Origin of the sequence: Nocardiopsis sp. B62, from assembly GCF_018070675.1 — a bacterium.
Taxonomy (GTDB): domain Bacteria; phylum Actinomycetota; class Actinomycetes; order Streptosporangiales; family Streptosporangiaceae; genus Nocardiopsis; species Nocardiopsis prasina.
The window spans coordinates 1-14,531 of the sequence record NZ_JAGPXK010000026.1 but is presented as its reverse complement, the minus strand read 5'-3'; the positions used below and the strand labels follow the sequence as shown (position 1 = coordinate 14,531).

15 protein-coding genes are annotated in these 14,531 nt (G+C 72.3%); 14 read left to right on the top strand and 1 reads right to left on the bottom strand.

Features of this window, described 5'->3' with window-relative positions; all coding sequences use genetic code 11:
- Nucleotides 1-11 precede the first annotated feature (11 nt).
- The 6 genes from hisH to KBX21_RS21805 all read left to right on the top strand — a co-directional run bounded on the left by hisH (nt 12) and on the right by KBX21_RS21805 (nt 7,388).
- Entirely contained in the window at nt 12-662 is a 651-nt protein-coding gene (gene hisH / locus KBX21_RS21830) for an imidazole glycerol phosphate synthase subunit HisH (protein ID WP_210843387.1), read from the top strand.
- Nucleotides 663-723: 61 nt separating this feature from the next.
- Nucleotides 724-1,482 (top strand): bifunctional 1-(5-phosphoribosyl)-5-((5-phosphoribosylamino)methylideneamino)imidazole-4-carboxamide isomerase/phosphoribosylanthranilate isomerase PriA, encoded by a 759-nt coding sequence (priA, locus tag KBX21_RS21825; RefSeq protein WP_210843385.1) that lies wholly within the window; start codon nt 724-726, stop codon nt 1,480-1,482.
- Nucleotides 1,479-2,252 (top strand): imidazole glycerol phosphate synthase subunit HisF, encoded by a 774-nt coding sequence (gene hisF / locus KBX21_RS21820; protein ID WP_210843382.1) that lies wholly within the window; start codon nt 1,479-1,481, stop codon nt 2,250-2,252. Before priA ends, hisF begins: the two co-directional genes overlap by 4 nt.
- Nucleotides 2,253-2,442: 190 nt before the next feature.
- Nucleotides 2,443-3,231, top strand: a complete 789-nt coding sequence (locus tag KBX21_RS21815) for a peptidoglycan-binding domain-containing protein (RefSeq protein ID WP_210843380.1) — start codon at nt 2,443-2,445, stop codon at nt 3,229-3,231.
- Nucleotides 3,232-3,510: 279 nt separating this feature from the next.
- On the top strand, nt 3,511-5,541 hold the full coding sequence (locus KBX21_RS21810; protein ID WP_210843375.1) for an ABC transporter ATP-binding protein: 2,031 nt from the start codon (nt 3,511-3,513) through the stop codon (nt 5,539-5,541).
- Nucleotides 5,538-7,388: an ABC transporter ATP-binding protein gene (locus KBX21_RS21805; protein ID WP_049571393.1), complete on the top strand. Its 1,851-nt coding sequence runs from the start codon at nt 5,538-5,540 to the stop codon at nt 7,386-7,388. The genes KBX21_RS21810 and KBX21_RS21805 overlap by 4 nt, the downstream gene beginning before the upstream one ends.
- A 54-nt stretch (nt 7,389-7,442) precedes the next feature.
- Here KBX21_RS21805 and KBX21_RS21800 read toward each other — a convergent pair whose 3' ends face one another.
- A complete protein-coding gene (locus KBX21_RS21800) occupies nt 7,443-8,432 on the bottom strand; it encodes a hypothetical protein (RefSeq protein WP_049571390.1) in 990 nt (329 codons plus the stop codon).
- Between the two features lie 144 nt (nt 8,433-8,576).
- Here KBX21_RS21800 and hisI point away from each other — a divergent pair, with 144 nt between their 5' ends.
- The 8 genes from hisI (at nt 8,577) to trpA (ending at nt 14,474) form a co-directional block, all read left to right on the top strand.
- Nucleotides 8,577-8,921 (top strand): phosphoribosyl-AMP cyclohydrolase, encoded by a 345-nt coding sequence (gene hisI / locus KBX21_RS21795; RefSeq protein ID WP_049571387.1) that lies wholly within the window; start codon nt 8,577-8,579, stop codon nt 8,919-8,921.
- Nucleotides 8,918-9,631 (top strand): Trp biosynthesis-associated membrane protein, encoded by a 714-nt coding sequence (locus tag KBX21_RS21790; protein ID WP_049571384.1) that lies wholly within the window; start codon nt 8,918-8,920, stop codon nt 9,629-9,631. Before hisI ends, KBX21_RS21790 begins: the two co-directional genes overlap by 4 nt.
- Complete coding sequence (locus tag KBX21_RS21785; RefSeq protein WP_049571381.1) at nt 9,631-9,921, top strand: HGxxPAAW family protein; 291 nt, start codon at nt 9,631-9,633, stop codon at nt 9,919-9,921. Before KBX21_RS21790 ends, KBX21_RS21785 begins: the two co-directional genes overlap by 1 nt.
- Nucleotides 9,922-10,089: 168 nt before the next feature.
- Nucleotides 10,090-10,596: a CD225/dispanin family protein gene (locus tag KBX21_RS21780; protein WP_210843374.1), complete on the top strand. Its 507-nt coding sequence runs from the start codon at nt 10,090-10,092 to the stop codon at nt 10,594-10,596.
- A gap of 38 nt (nt 10,597-10,634) precedes the next feature.
- The gene (locus KBX21_RS21775) at nt 10,635-11,171 is read left to right on the top strand and encodes a DUF2752 domain-containing protein (protein ID WP_210843373.1); all 537 of its coding nucleotides are present in this window, start codon (nt 10,635-10,637) and stop codon (nt 11,169-11,171) included.
- A gap of 212 nt (nt 11,172-11,383) precedes the next feature.
- Nucleotides 11,384-12,190 (top strand): indole-3-glycerol phosphate synthase TrpC, encoded by an 807-nt coding sequence (trpC, locus tag KBX21_RS21770; protein WP_210843370.1) that lies wholly within the window; start codon nt 11,384-11,386, stop codon nt 12,188-12,190.
- Between the two features lie 260 nt (nt 12,191-12,450).
- Nucleotides 12,451-13,668 carry a tryptophan synthase subunit beta gene (gene trpB / locus KBX21_RS21765; protein ID WP_049577999.1) on the top strand — a complete coding sequence of 406 codons (1,218 nt, stop codon included), beginning with the start codon at nt 12,451-12,453 and terminating at the stop codon, nt 13,666-13,668.
- Nucleotides 13,668-14,474 carry a tryptophan synthase subunit alpha gene (trpA, locus tag KBX21_RS21760; protein WP_210843369.1) on the top strand — a complete coding sequence of 269 codons (807 nt, stop codon included), beginning with the start codon at nt 13,668-13,670 and terminating at the stop codon, nt 14,472-14,474. The genes trpB and trpA overlap by 1 nt, the downstream gene beginning before the upstream one ends.
- The last annotated feature ends 57 nt before the right edge of the window (nt 14,475-14,531 follow it).

Below are 14,531 nucleotides of genomic sequence, written 5' to 3'. Positions count from 1 at the left end.
CACGCACTCGAATGTCACGTGTGGTCGTCTTCGACTACGGGTCGGGCAACCTCCGCTCGGCCCAGCGCGCCATGGAGCGCACCGGCGCCGACGTCACCGTCACCTCCGACCCCCACGCGGCGCTGGACGCCGACGGGCTCGTCGTCCCCGGTGTGGGCGCCTTCAGCGCCTGCATGGCCAGCCTCAGAGCCGCCGGTGGAGACCGGATCATCGGCCGTCGCGTGGCAGGCGGCCGCCCCGTCCTGGGGATCTGCGTGGGCATGCAGGTCCTCTTCGACCGGGGTGTCGAACAGGCCAACGTCCACGCCGAGGACCGCGCCACCGAGGGTTGCGGCGAGTGGCCGGGCACGGTCGAACGCCTCAGGGCCCCGGTGATCCCCCACATGGGTTGGAACACCGTCACCCCGCCCGAGGACTCCCGCCTGTTCGCCGGTGTGGGCCCCGAGGAGCGCTTCTACTTCGTGCACTCCTACGCGGTCCGCCGCTGGGAGTTCGTCAGCCACAGCGACCGTATCCGCGGCCCCCAGGTCACCTGGTCCGAGCACGGCGAGCCGTTCGTGGCCGCCGTCGAGAACGGCCCGCTCAGCGCCACCCAGTTCCATCCGGAGAAGTCCGGTGACGCGGGAGCCCGCGTCCTGGCCAACTGGGTCGGCACCCTGTGACGGACACAGTGTCCGCGCCCGAACGCATGTCCCCGAACCGAACCGAGCACGAGAAGGCACCATGACCGGCGACCACACCCCGTCGACCCCCGTACTCGAACTGCTGCCCGCCGTGGACGTGTCGGGCGGCCAGGCCGTCCAGCTCGTCCAGGGCAGGGCGGGCTCCGGAGGCCAGTACGGCGACCCCTTCGAGGCCGCCCGCGCCTGGCGTGACGCCGGGGCCGAGTGGATCCACCTGGTGGACCTGGACGCGGCCTTCGGTCGGGGCCACAACCGTGACCTGCTGCGCGACATCGTCGACCGCCTCGACGTGAAGGTCGAGATGTCCGGGGGCATCCGCGACGACGAGACCCTGACCGCAGCCCTGGCCACCGGCTGTACCCGGGTGAACATCGGCACCGCCGCCCTGGAGAACCCCGAGTGGTGCGCCCGGATCATCGCCGAGCACGGCGACCGGATCGCGATCGGACTGGACGTGCGCGGCACCACCCTGGCCGCCCGGGGCTGGACCCGCGACGGCGGCGACCTCCTGGAGACCCTCGACCGCCTGGAGTCCGAGGGCTGCGCCCGCTACGTGGTCACCGACGTCAACAAGGACGGCACCCTCAAGGGCCCCAACCTGGACCTGCTGCGCACCGTGTGCGAGCGCACCGACAAGCCGGTGGTCGCCAGCGGCGGCGTGTCCAGCCTCGCCGACCTGGAGGCCATCTCCTCCCTGGTCCCGCTGGGCGTCGAGGGCGCGATCATGGGAACCGCCCTGTACGAGGGCGCCTTCACCCTGGAGGACGCCCTGACCACGGTGCGGGGTGCGGATCGGTGAGCCTGGCCATCCGCGTCATCCCGTGCCTGGACGTCGACGCCGGGCGCGTGGTCAAGGGCGTCAACTTCGAGAACCTGCGCGACGCCGGTGACCCCGTGGAACTCGCGGGCACCTACGACGCCGGGGGCGCCGACGAACTGACCTTCCTGGACGTCACCGCCTCCAGCGGCAACCGCGAGACCACCTTCGACGTGGTCCGCCGCACCGCCGACCAGGTGTTCATCCCGCTCACCGTGGGCGGAGGGGTCCGCTCCACCGAGGACGTGGACCGGCTGCTGCGTGCCGGTGCCGACAAGGTCGGAGTGAACACCGCCGCGATCGCCCGTCCCGAGCTGATCGGGGAGATCGCCGAACGCTACGGCCGCCAGGTCCTGGTGCTCTCCGCCGACGTGCGCCGGGTGCGTGAGGGCGGCCGCCCCACCCCGAGCGGGTTCGAGGTCACCACGCACGGCGGACGCGAGAGCGCGGGCCTCGACGCGCTGGAGTGGTGCGAGCGCGCCGCCGAACTGGGCGCCGGTGAGATCCTGCTCAACTCCATGGACGCCGACGGCACCAGGGAGGGGTTCGACCTGGAGCTGATCCGCGCGGTGCGCGCGCGGGTGGACGTCCCGCTGATCGCCTCGGGCGGTGCGGGCGCGGTGGAGCACTTCGTCCCTGCGGTGGCGGCGGGTGCGGACGCGGTCCTGGCAGCGACCGTCTTCCACTTCGGTGAGTTCACCATCGCCGACGTCAAGCGGAACCTGCGCGAGGCCGGATACCCGGTTCGGTAGCCGGAACGGCGACGACACGCCGTGGAGAAACGCAACAGGCCCCGGGCGGACTCGCCCGGGGCCTGTGACCTGCGCAACCATGTCAATGATCGCTGTCAGTAATCAAAGCGTGTCATGTCGTTGACCAAGCCGTGATCCGTGTGAGCATGAGCGCGTCTTACCAGCCACGACAGGAAGATAACCGCACATCATGTCCAAGATTGTCTTGACCGGCGTCGTGCGCCGGATCGCCTCCCTCGCCACCGCCGGAGCCATCGCCCTCGGCGGCATGGCGCTCATGGCACCGACCGCCGCGGCCGACGACTACGAGCGCACCCCGAACGAGGTCATCCAGCTGATCGAGGCCGCGCAGATCTGGCCGAACTACTCGCTCCGGAACCCCGGCCCGAGCGCCGACATCCTCGCCGCGCAGTACTTCCTGAACCACCTCGGGTACATCACCGACAACCCGAGCGAGACCTTCACCCGGGAGTTCGACCGCGTGCTCCGCGACTTCGAGCGCCGTGAGGGCATCGCCGTCAACGGCGTCCTCGAGTCGGAGAGCTGGATCAAGATCAGGAACGAGCTGTTCCCGACCAGCGCCGACTCCTTCCACCGGGACGACCGCGGCTTCGGTGTCCGCGGCGTGCAGGTCCTGCTCAACGCGAAGTACAACGCCGGCCTGAACGTCAACGGTACCTACAACTCCGCCACGGAGCGGGCCGTCCGCAACGCCCAGCGGGACCTGTGCATCGGTGTCGACGGCGCCTTCGGCAGGCTGACCTACAGGGCCGTCATCACCGGCGTCGACAGCTGCCGCGCCGTGAGCGCGGAGGCGGACCAGGAGGCCCCCGCCCAGGAGGCCCCCGCCCAGGAGGCCCCCGCTCAGGAGGCTCCCGCTCAGGAGGGCCCGGCTGAGCAGGCCCCCGTGGAGCAGGCCCCGGTCGAGGACGCTCCCGTCGAGGGCGACCAGACCAGGGAGATGCAGACGGTGCGCTAGTCACACCAGCACCACCCTGATGTGAGAGAAGTCGGGCCCGGTACGCCACCTGCGGCGTACCGGGCCCGACGCGTGCGCGGCCCGCCCCCTCCGAGAAGTTCCCGTTGTACGGAATAGCACTGATGTGTCCCGCGCTGAAACAATCCGGTGGCAGCTGTCGGAGCCGCTGGATAGGTTGGCCCAAACACGCGACCCGTGCCCCTCGGCATGCCCGGGAACGGACGGAGCGCGGACCGGGCGGCCGGAGCGAGCCGGTCAAGAAGCGGAAACGGGGGGCGTATGGCGCAGGGCACCACGACGGCGGACCAGGCGAAGCGGGAGGGGGACCCGCCGGGCGAACCCACCGCGGAGGGGGTCGACACCAGCACCCCCGACCAGGTCACCGACCCCCACAAGGGCGTCTTCGCCCGGGGGATGCGTGTCCTGGGGGTCGCCGCCCGCACCGAACCGTGGATCTTCCTCGCCGCCGTCGCCGGAGCCATGCTGCACGCGGGCGTGACCGTTGGCTCCGCCTCGGTTCTCGGGTACCTCACCGACAACACCATCCTCCCGGCCTTCTCCGCGGGGGAGACGACCGCGGCCGCGCTCGTCGCCGCCGCGGCCCTGCTCATGGCGGTCGGCCTCGGTAAGGCCGTGGGCCTGGCCCTGCGCCGCCTGCTCGCCGGGCTCATGCAGTTCCGCATGCAGGCCCGCTACCGCCGCGCCGTCGCCCGCAAGTACCTGGAACTCCCGCTCTCCTGGCACCACCGCCACCCCACCGGCCAGCTCCTGTCCAACGCCAACGCCGACGTCGAGGCCGCCTGGCAGCCCCTCGCCCCGCTCCCCATGGCCGTCGGAAGCGTGTTCATGCTGGTCATCGCCTCCATCGCGATGGTCGTGACCGACCCGGTCCTGGCTCTGGTCGCGTTCGTGGTCTTCCCGATCCTGGCCGCGGCCAACGTCGTCTTCCAGCGCCGGGTCTCACCGATGGCCTCCCGGGCCCAGGCCCTGCGCGCCGAGGTCAGCGGCGTCGCCCACGAGTCGTTCGACGGCGCCCTCGTCGTCAAGACCCTCGGCCGCGAGGACACCGAGACCGAACGCTTCACCCAGTCCGCCCACCGCCTGCGCGACGCCCTCATCCAGGTCGGCCGCATGCGCTCCATCTTCGACCCCTTCACCGAGGCCCTGCCCAACTTCGGTGTGCTCGCCGTGCTCCTCCTGGGCATGTGGCGCCTGTCCACCGGCGCCATCGAACCCGGCGAACTCGTCCAGATCGCGTTCCTCTTCACGCTCCTGGCCCTGCCGATCCGCTCCTTCGGGTGGATCCTCGGCGACCTGCCCCGCAGCGTGGTCGGCTGGGACCGCGTCCAGTCCGTCCTCAACTCCGGCGGCACGATGCAACACGGCGACCGGACCCTGGAGCCCTCCGAACGCGGTCTCGCGCTCAGCGCCCGTGACGTCACCTTCTCCTACGCCGACGCCTACGACGCCGAGGGAGGCGTCCGCGACCTCCTGGACGACACCGTCACGGGGGCCCGCACCACCGTCCTCAACGGTGTCGACCTCGACATCGCCCCCGGACGCACCGTCGCCCTCGTCGGTCCCACCGGTTCCGGCAAGTCCACGCTCACCACCGTCCTCATGCGGCTGGTCGACCCCGACTCCGGTGCCGTCAGCTACGACGGTGTCGATCTGCGCGACCTCGCCAGGGACCAGATCCCGAGTCACGCCGCCCTGGTGCCCCAGGGCACCTTCGTGTTCGAGGACTCCGTCCGCGACAACATCTCCCTGGGCGCGGCCGGGGTCGACGACGCACAGATCTGGGCCGCGCTCCGACTGGCCCGCGCGGACGGCTTCATCGCCGAACTCGACGGCGGACTCGACGCGCGCCTCGGAGAGAAGGGCACCACCCTGTCCGGTGGCCAGCGCCAGCGCCTGGCCCTGGCCCGTGCCATCGTCCGCCGCCCCCGGCTCCTGATCATGGACGACGCCACCTCGGCCGTGGACCCGCAGATCGAGGCCCAGATCCTGGCCGGACTGCGCGAACGCGACGACGCCGCCACCGTGGTCGTCGTGGCCTACCGCAGAGCCACCATCGAGCTCGCGGACGAGGTCCTCTACATGGAGGGCGGGCGGGTTCTGGCACGCGGCTCCCACACCGAGCTCCTGTCCACCTCCAGCGGCTACAACAGGCTCGTCACCGCCTACGAACGAGCCTCGGCCGAGAACGAGGCCGAGCGCGCCCCGATCCCGGAGGAGCCCGGACCCACGGAACCCCACCGCCCCGTCGGTGGACACCCCACCGACGCCGCCGAGGAGACCAGCCGATGAGCGCACCGACCCAGGCCCGTACCGACGACAGGTCGGAACAGGCGGCCGGGGCGGGGCGCCCCGAACGCGACCCCGTCCTGTCCCTGCACCAGAACCAGGACACCGCCCTCGGAACCATCCGGCGTGGTCTCCAACTGTCCCCGGAGTTCGCCCGGGGCCTGTGGCTGACCCTGCTGTTCGCGCTGGTCGCGACCGCGGGCAAGGTCATCGTGCCCGTCGCGGTCCAGCAGATCATCGACAACGGGCTCACCGGGCAGGGAGGTCCCGACCTCGGCTTCGTGGCCCGCATGGTCGCGGTCTGCGCCGGACTGCTCGTGGTCACCATGTTCTGCTCGTACCTGATGAACCTGCGCCTGTACCGGGCCACCGAGTCCGGGCTGGCCACCCTGCGCCGCAAGGCCTTCCGGCACGTCCACGACCTGTCCGTGCTGACCCAGAACAGCGAGCGCAAGGGCGCCCTGGTCTCCCGGGTCACCGGTGACGTCGACCAGATCAGCACCTTCATGCAGTGGGGCGGGCTGCTCCTGCTGGTCAGCACCGGTCAGCTCCTGGTCGCCACCACGCTCATGGCCGTCTATTCCTGGCAGCTCACCCTCGTCGTGTGGATCTGCTTCCTGCCGCTGCTCTTCGGCGTGCGCTGGCTCCAGAAGCTCCTGTCCAGGGCCTACCTCACGGTCCGCGAGCGCACCGGCGACATGCTCGGCGCCATCGGCGAGACCGTGATGGGAGCCGCCGTCATCCGGGCCCACGGCACCGAGGAGCGCACCGCCGGACGCATCGACACCACGGTGCTGGCCACCCGCCGCGCCCAGGTCAGGGCGCAGCGCCTGTCCATGGCCGTCTCGCCCTTCGCCGAGATCGTCGCCGCGCTCGGCAACGTCGCCGTCGTCCTGGTCGGCGTGTGGCTGGGAGTCGGGGGCGACCTCACCGCCGGTCAGCTCATCGCCTTCCTGTTCCTCATGACGCTGTTCATCCAGCCGATGATGATGGCCACGGAGATCTTCAACGAGGCCCAGAACGCCATCGCGGGCTGGCGGCGCGTGCTCGGGGTGCTGGACACCGTCCCCGACATCGCCGACCCCGGCGAGGCCGGGCGCGTGCTGCCACGCGGACCGGTGCGGGTCGGGTTCGACAGGGTCACCTACTCCTACCCCGAGGGCCCCGTGGTCCTGGACGACGTGGACGTGGAGATCACGCCCGGCACCAGGGTCGCGGTCGTGGGAGAGACGGGGTCGGGCAAGACCACCTTCGTCAAGCTCCTCACCCGCCTCATGGACCCCGTTTCCGGCACCGTCAGCCTGGACGAGGTCGACCTGCGCGAGGTCTCCTTCTCCTCCTTGCGCAGCCGCGTCGTCATGGTTCCCCAGGAGGGGTTCCTGTTCGACAGCTCCCTGGGTGACAACATCCGCTTCGCCCGCCCCGAGAGCACCGACGCCGAGGTGGAGACGGCCGTCAACGAGCTCGGCCTCTCCGACTGGCTGGGCAGCCTCGCCCACGGCCTGGACACCCCGGTGGGCCAGCGCGGCGAGTCCCTGTCAGCGGGGGAGCGTCAGCTGGTCGCCCTCGTGCGGGCCTACGTCGCCGACCCGGACCTGCTCGTCCTGGACGAGGCCACCTCGGCGGTCGACCCGCACACCGAGGTCCGCATCCAGCGGGCCCTGGACCGCCTGACCCGGGGACGCACGTCGGTCGCGATCGCGCACCGCCTGTCCACGGCCGAGGCCGCCGACCGGGTCCTGGTGTTCGACGACGGCCGCATCGTCCAGAGCGGCTCCCACGACGAACTGGTGGACCGCCCCGGCGTGTACGCGGACCTCTACGCCTCCTGGATCCGCTCCTCCGCCTGAGGTTCCCGCGCCCGGACCCGGGTCAGAGCGAAGCGAGGTCCAGGAGAGGCCGCCTCAGCTCCACCAGTGCGCGGCCAACAGCTCCGCGACCAGCGGTTCGGTCAGCAGGCTCACGTCCGGGTCGCCGTCTCCCGGATAGCGCACGCTCAGACCCACCCCCGGAACGCGTTCGTGTCCGGGGGTGGGTCCCACCGCGACGAACGAACCGCGCAGCTGCCCCAGGTGCTCGGCGAAACGCTGGTCGTAGGCGGACCCCGCGAACAGCAGGGCCCGGTAGTCCGTCACCGCAGCCAGGTACCGGTCCGAGTGCGACCACTCTCCGGTCTCGGCGGTGTGCGCCACCCGGATCGGCCCCCTGCGCAGCACACGCACGCCCTGCTCGGCGGAGGCCAGCCGCTCGGCCGGGGCCACCAACCGCACTCCGTCAGGGGAGTCCAGCAACCGGGCGGCCTCGGGCACCCACTCCGGGGCGCCCTCCAACAGCACCCGGGACGCGTTGGCGACCCGCCGGAGCAACCCCGGGAAGTTCGTGCTGCCGCCCGTGGCGGGCGCACCCAACCGTTGCCCCAGCAGCAGGAGCAGCGCCAGGGCGTGCTGGTAGGCGCGGCATCCCAGTCCGGACAGTTCCTCACCCGCGCGCAACGGCACGAGCAGGTCGGCGTAGCGCCCCACCACGGCGTTCTCGTCCGGCGCCAGGACGATCACCGGTGACCGCCCCACGTACCGGTCCAGCACCGAGTGCAGCTCCCGCTGGCCGTCGCCCAGGCTCACCGCCACCACGAGCGTCTCCGGACCGGTGGGGGGCTCCTCGGCGGAGGAGGAGAAGTCGGCGTGGGCCGCCACACCCCCGCGCCGCAACCGTGACGCGGCCACCTCGCACGCGCGCCGCGCCGGTCCCAGGGCCAGGAACCGCACGGACGCGGGCTCGTCCTCCAACAGCGCGGGCAGCGCGGCGTAGGGGTCCCAGCGCGGGAAGCGCTGGGCGAGCTCGGTCAACGCGGCGGGTTTCCCCGCCAGGTCGGCGGACAGGTGCTCGGCGGTCAAGGGAGCTCCCAAGCTGGCAGAACCGTCGGAACGGCGACGTCACGGACGCACGAACTCTAATCCCCCCGCCGAGCGCGGGGGAGTGACCGGCGTCAACCAGCACCCGGTGGGCAACGCGCCGACGGCGGCCATAACCTGGAGGGCATGAGCGCCACCAACCTCGACCCGGACATCGCCGCACGTCTGAAGCACACCGCGGACGGCCTGGTCCCCGCCGTCGTGCAGCAGCACGACACCGGGGAGGTCCTCATGCTGGCCTGGATGGACGACGAGGCCCTGCACCGCACCCTCACCAGCCGCGACGCCACGTACTGGTCGCGCAGCAGAGGCGAGTACTGGGTCAAGGGCGCCACCTCCGGGAACACCCAGCGCGTGGTGTCCGTCGCACTCGACTGCGACGGTGACACCCTCCTGGTGCGCGTCGACCAGACCGGCGCCGCCTGCCACACCGGAGACCGCACGTGCTTCGACGCCGGGCGGCTGCTGTGACCGGCTCCGCGCCCCGGGTCCGCCGCGAGTACGGCGCGACCACGCTCGCCACGGCCGCCGGGGCGGCGCTCATGCTGGCCGCCTCCGGACGCGTGTGGGTGACCGGTGAACTCGCCTCGCCCGGGCCCGTCGCCGCCGTCCCGGTGGAGCTCACCGGAGGCGATCTCACCGGAGCCCTGCGCGGGCTGGGCTGGGCCGGACTCGCCGGGATCGTGGGCCTGTACGCGGCCCGCTCATGGGCCCGCCGGGTCGTCGCCCTGCTCATCACGGCCTGCGGTGTGTTCGCGCTCACCTCGCTCTGGTCGGCCACCCGCCCGGGCACGCTGACCGACGCCGTCACCCGGCTGGCCACGGACACCGCGGGCGCCGCGCAGACCGCCGGAGCACCGGAACTCCACGCCCTCGGGCCCGTGATGGGCGCCGCGGGGGCGGTCCTGCTGCTCCTGTCCGGCCTCGTCTCGCTGGTGCGGGCCCCTGCCTGGCCGGGCATGGGAAACCGGTACGATCGGGACGCCGCACCGCGTCCGCGCCAGGCGGAGACACCAGCCGACCTGTGGAAATCGCTGGACGCCGGCGACGACCCCACTCTTGGCGCCCCGGAGGTCGGCACGCCCGCCGGAACCGAACCGGCGGTCCCCGCCGAACCCGGTGACGACACCGAACCCGCACCGCTGGCCGAGCGGCCAGCCCAACCCAAGGAGAGCCCCTGATGGCCGACGCCCACCACGAAGAGCACGACGACCACGGCAACACCGTGTCCGCCTGGTTCCTCACCGTCTCCTGGATCGTCGCCTGGACCGTGGCCGCCGTCGCCATCATCTTCGGCGGCGCCCTCATCACCTGGACCGTCATCGCCCTGGTCGCCAGCATCGCCCTGGCCGCCGTCGCCGGTGTGATGAAGAAGGTCGGCCTGGGCCGCAAGGAGCCCCGTCCCATCCCGCCGACGCGCGAGGAGTGGGAGGCGGGCCACGGAGCCACCGCCGCAACCGCCGCCAAGTAGTCCCTCCCGCACGGAGCGTCCGTGGCCCACCCCGGGTGGGCCACGGAAATGGACGGGTCTCCCCGGGGCGGGTACATTCACCTCACCGGCCCCGCCGCCGACCCGCAGGTAGCGCTGGCCCGGTCCTCCCCCGACCCCGCCCGACACCCGTCCGGAAGGACAGCACCCATGAGTTACGGGCCTCCGCCCCCGGGCGATCCCGCGGGACACGACCAGTCCACCGGAGGCTACGGCCCGCCGGCCCCGCAGTACGGTCAGCCGCAGGCTCCCTACGGGGACCAGTCCACCGGAGGCTACGGCCCGCCAGCCCCGCAGTACGGTCAGCCGCAGGCTCCCTACGGTCAGCCCATGCACCACTACGGTGCCCCCGGACCCTACGGGGTGCCCGGTCCGTACGGGGCGCAGCCGCCCGCCTCCGACCCGCCCAAGAACTACCTGGCCTTCAACATCCTGGGGATCTTCGGCTGCCTCGGCATGACGAGCATCATCGGCATCATCGGCCTGATCTTCGCCCTCCAGGTCAGCAGCAAGTGGCACATCGGCGACTACGTCGGGGCCGAGTCCGCCGCCAACACCGCGAAGGTCCTCGGCATCATCGGCCTGTGCTGCTTCGTGGTCACGGCCCTCTACCTGCTCTCCATGGGCGTCCTCATCGTCACGTCGATCGCGGCCTGACCCGGGGACACGCGAACACCCGCCAGTAGTCTGGGCGGGTGCAGCAAGACGACGAACCCGCCAGCCCCCGGCCACCCGCCCCGTCCCGCCCGGCCGGACCCGCGGACCGGCCCGGGGGAGGCGTCACCACGGGACGGGCCGCCCGTCTCGTCCAGCGGGTCCACCCGGCCACCTGGCCGGTGTCCCTGGGAGCGCTCGGAGTCCTCGGGCTCGTCCTCCTCCACCTGGTCGACCCCAACGAACCGGGCAACTACCCCACCTGCCCCTGGCTGCTCCTCACCGGCACGTTCTGCCCCGGCTGCGGCACCATGCGCGCGGTGGCACTGCTCACCCACCTCGACGTGCCCGGCGCCCTCGCCATGAACCCGCTCCTGGTGCTGCTCCTGCCCTACCTCGCCCTCACCTACCTGACCTGGCTGGCCGGGACCCTGCGACCGCGCGCACGCCCGCCCCGACCCGCCCCGACCTGGTTCGTCTGGACGATCCTCGTCTCCTTCGTGGTCTTCTGGATCGCCCGCAACCTGCCCTGGTTCTCCTTCCTCGCCCCCGGCACCCCACTCCTGCCCTCCTGGTGAGAACGGGCCCGCCCCGATGATGCGGGTTCCTGCCCGATCGCGCCGAATCCTCCGGCGCGGTGACCCGGGGGCGGCGACCCCACGGCCCCCGAGGGTCGATACGATGACCAGCACAGGGTGTGACGGCCCGCGCCGACACCCGACCGGACCGCCGTGTCCACCTCCGGACCGGCCGCCGTGAACCGCAACCATGGACGAGGGAGCTAGAACCTGTGAGCGTGCTCGACGAGATCCTCGACGGAGTACGCGCTGACCTGGCGCAGCGACAGGCGGAACTCCCCCTGGACCGCCTCAAGGCCCAAGCCGAGTCGGTGCCCGTCCCCAAGGACGCCGAGGCGGCCCTGCGCCGCCCGGGCGTCCACGTCATCGCGGAGGTCAAGCGGGCCAGCCCGTCCAAGGGCCCGCTCGCCTCCATCACCGACCCCGCCGCACTGGCCCGCGACTACGAGGCGGGCGGCGCCACCTGGATCAGCGTGCTCACCGAGGGACGCCGCTTCAACGGCAGCCTGGACGACCTGCGCGCCGTCCACGCCGCGGTCGAGACCCCCCTGCTGCGCAAGGACTTCGTCGTCAGCTCCTACCAGCTGTGGGAGGCCCGCGTCCACGGAGCCGCCGCGATCCTGCTCATCGTCGCCGCGCTGCCCCAGGACGCCCTGATCTCCCTCGTCGAACGCGCCCGCTCGCTGGGCCTGACCCCGCTGGTCGAGGTCCACGACGAGGACGAGGTCGCCCGCGCCCTGGACGCCGGAGCGACCGTCATCGGCGTCAACGCGCGCAACCTGAAGACCCTGGAGGTCGACCGGGACACCTTCGCCCGGCTCGCCCCCCTCATCCCGGCGGACCGCGTCAGAATCGCGGAGTCCGGGGTCCGTGGCCCGCACGACCTGCTGGCCCACGCCGGAGCCGGAGCCGGAGCCGTCCTGGTGGGCGAGAGCCTGGTCCGTGGACGTAACCCGCGCGAGGCCGTCGCCGACCTGGTGACCGCCGGCGCCCACCCCGCGCTGCGCGACCGGAACTGACGGGACCAACACGATGGGACCGACGAAGGCGTACACGGAGCCCGCGCGGCACACGCCCGCGCGCCCGCTCCGGCGCCGATGGCGATGGCTCTAGGGAGCCCGTAGGCACGACCCGCGGGTTCCCGTCGCCGCGTTGACCCGAACCAACTCGCGCCGCCCGAGCCAGGCGGCCGCACGGCCGGTCGGCGCGCGGCACCCCGTGGCGCGACGCCCCGGGCCGACTCCGCGCGTTCGGCCTCCTCTTCCCAGGAGAACTTCCCATGAGCCACGCCCAACCGGTACCCGACGACCGCGGGCACTACGGCCGCTTCGGTGGCCGGTTCGCCCCCGAATCCCTCATCGCGGCCCTCGACGAGGTCGAGGCCGAGTGGGCCAAGGCCAAGGACGACCCCGCCTTCCACGCCGAGTTCGACGAACTCCTCAAGAGCTACGCGGGGCGTCCCAGCCTCCTCACCGAGGCCCGTAACTTCTCCGAGCACGCGGGCGGGGCGCGCGTCCTGCTCAAGCGCGAGGACCTCAACCACACCGGCTCGCACAAGATCAACAACGTGCTGGGCCAGGCACTGCTCACCAAACGCATGGGCAAGACCCGCGTGATCGCCGAGACCGGCGCGGGCCAGCACGGCGTGGCCACGGCCACCGCCTGCGCCCTCATGGGTCTGGACTGCGTGATCTACATGGGGGAGGAGGACACCAGGCGCCAGGCGCTCAACGTCGCCCGCATGCGCATGCTCGGCGCCGAGGTCGTCCCGGTCACCATCGGCAGCCGCACCCTCAAGGACGCGATCAACGAGACCTTCCGCGACTGGGTGGCGAACGTCGACCACACCCACTACCTCTTCGGTACCGCGGCCGGTCCGCACCCCTTCCCCAAGCTCGTCCGCGACCTGCACTTCATCGTGGGCGCCGAGGCCCGCGAGCAGGTCCTCGAACTCACCGGCAGGCTCCCCGACGCCGTGGCCGCCTGCGTCGGCGGCGGTTCGAACGCCATCGCGATCTTCGCCGCCTTCATCCCCGACGAGAGCGTCGCCCTCTACGGGTTCGAGGCCGGGGGAGCGGGCGCCGACACCGGCCGGACGGCCGCCTCGATCACAGCCGGAAGCCACGGCGTCTTCCACGGCGCGCGCACCTTCGTCCTCCAGGACGAGTACGGCCAGACCCTGCCCAGCCACTCCATCTCGGCCGGGCTCGACTACCCGGCGGTGGGCCCCGAACACGCCTACCTGGCGGACACGGGACGCGCGGTCTACGAGCCCGTCACCGACACCGAGGCCATGGAGGCCTTCCGGCTGCTCTGCCGCACCGAGGGCATCATCCCCGCCATCGAGAGCGCGCACGCGCTGGCCGGGGCGATCAGGCTCGGCAAGCGCCTCGGGCCCGACGCCGTGATCCTGGTCAACCTCTCCGGGCGCGGAGACAAGGACGTCAACACCGCGGCCGACTACTTCGGCCTCGTCGACTCGGAGGGACAGGCGTGATGACCACGCTCCAGACCAAGCTCGCCCAGGCCCGCGAGGCCGACCGCGCGGCGCTCGTCGGCTACCTGCCCGCCGGTTTCCCCGACGTCGACTCCTCGATCCGGGTCATCCAGGCCATGGTCGAGGGCGGGTGTGACGTCATCGAGGTCGGACTGCCCTACTCCGACCCCATGATGGACGGCCCCACCATCCAGCGCGCCGCCGACCGGGCGCTGGCATCGGGCACCACCACCGACGACGTCCTCCGGGTCGTGGAGGCCACCGCCGAGACCGGCGCCGCCGCCCTGGTCATGTCGTACTGGAACCCGATCGAACGCTACGGCGTGGAGCGCTTCGCCACCGAACTCGCCAAGGCGGGCGGGGCCGGGGTCATCACCCCCGACCTCATCCCCGAGGAGGCCGAGGAGTGGTACGCCGCCTCAGAGCAGGCCGGGCTCGACCGGGTCTTCCTGGTCGCCCCGTCCTCCACGGACCGGCGCCTCGAACTCACCACCGACGCGTGCAGCGGGTTCGTGTACGCGGCCTCGCTCATGGGGGTCACCGGTACCCGCGCCCAGGTCGCCGACACCGCCGAGGCCCTGGTGCGCCGCACCCGGGCGGTCACCCGCGAGTCCGGCCTGCCGATCTGCGTCGGCCTGGGGATCTCCACGGCCGCGCAGGCCGCCGAGGTCGCCGCCTACGCCGACGGCGTCATCGTCGGCGCCGGGTTCTGCCAGCGGGTCCTGGACGCCCCGGACCTGGAGACCGGGCTCGTCGCGGTCCGCTCCTTCGCCGAGGACCTCTCCGCCGGGGTGCGCTCCCGGTAGCCCGACCCCAGGGCTCGGGAGCCGATCCCGGCCCATGCCACAACCCCCGCGGTGGGC

What these genes read in the sequence shown, in the direction of transcription:
- KBX21_RS21785 (WP_049571381.1), top strand. Translation starts at nt 9,631, where the DNA reads ATGGCCGACGCCCACCACGAAGAGCACGACGACCACGGCAACACCGTG.
- hisH (WP_210843387.1), top strand. Translation starts at nt 12, where the DNA reads ATGTCACGTGTGGTCGTCTTCGACTACGGGTCGGGCAACCTCCGCTCG.
- trpB (WP_049577999.1), top strand. Translation starts at nt 12,451, where the DNA reads ATGAGCCACGCCCAACCGGTACCCGACGACCGCGGGCACTACGGCCGC.
- KBX21_RS21805 (WP_049571393.1), top strand. Translation starts at nt 5,538, where the DNA reads ATGAGCGCACCGACCCAGGCCCGTACCGACGACAGGTCGGAACAGGCG.
- hisI (WP_049571387.1), top strand. Translation starts at nt 8,577, where the DNA reads ATGAGCGCCACCAACCTCGACCCGGACATCGCCGCACGTCTGAAGCAC.
- priA (WP_210843385.1), top strand. Translation starts at nt 724, where the DNA reads ATGACCGGCGACCACACCCCGTCGACCCCCGTACTCGAACTGCTGCCC.
- KBX21_RS21815 (WP_210843380.1), top strand. Translation starts at nt 2,443, where the DNA reads ATGTCCAAGATTGTCTTGACCGGCGTCGTGCGCCGGATCGCCTCCCTC.
- trpA (WP_210843369.1), top strand. Translation starts at nt 13,668, where the DNA reads ATGACCACGCTCCAGACCAAGCTCGCCCAGGCCCGCGAGGCCGACCGC.
- KBX21_RS21780 (WP_210843374.1), top strand. Translation starts at nt 10,090, where the DNA reads ATGAGTTACGGGCCTCCGCCCCCGGGCGATCCCGCGGGACACGACCAG.
- KBX21_RS21810 (WP_210843375.1), top strand. Translation starts at nt 3,511, where the DNA reads ATGGCGCAGGGCACCACGACGGCGGACCAGGCGAAGCGGGAGGGGGAC.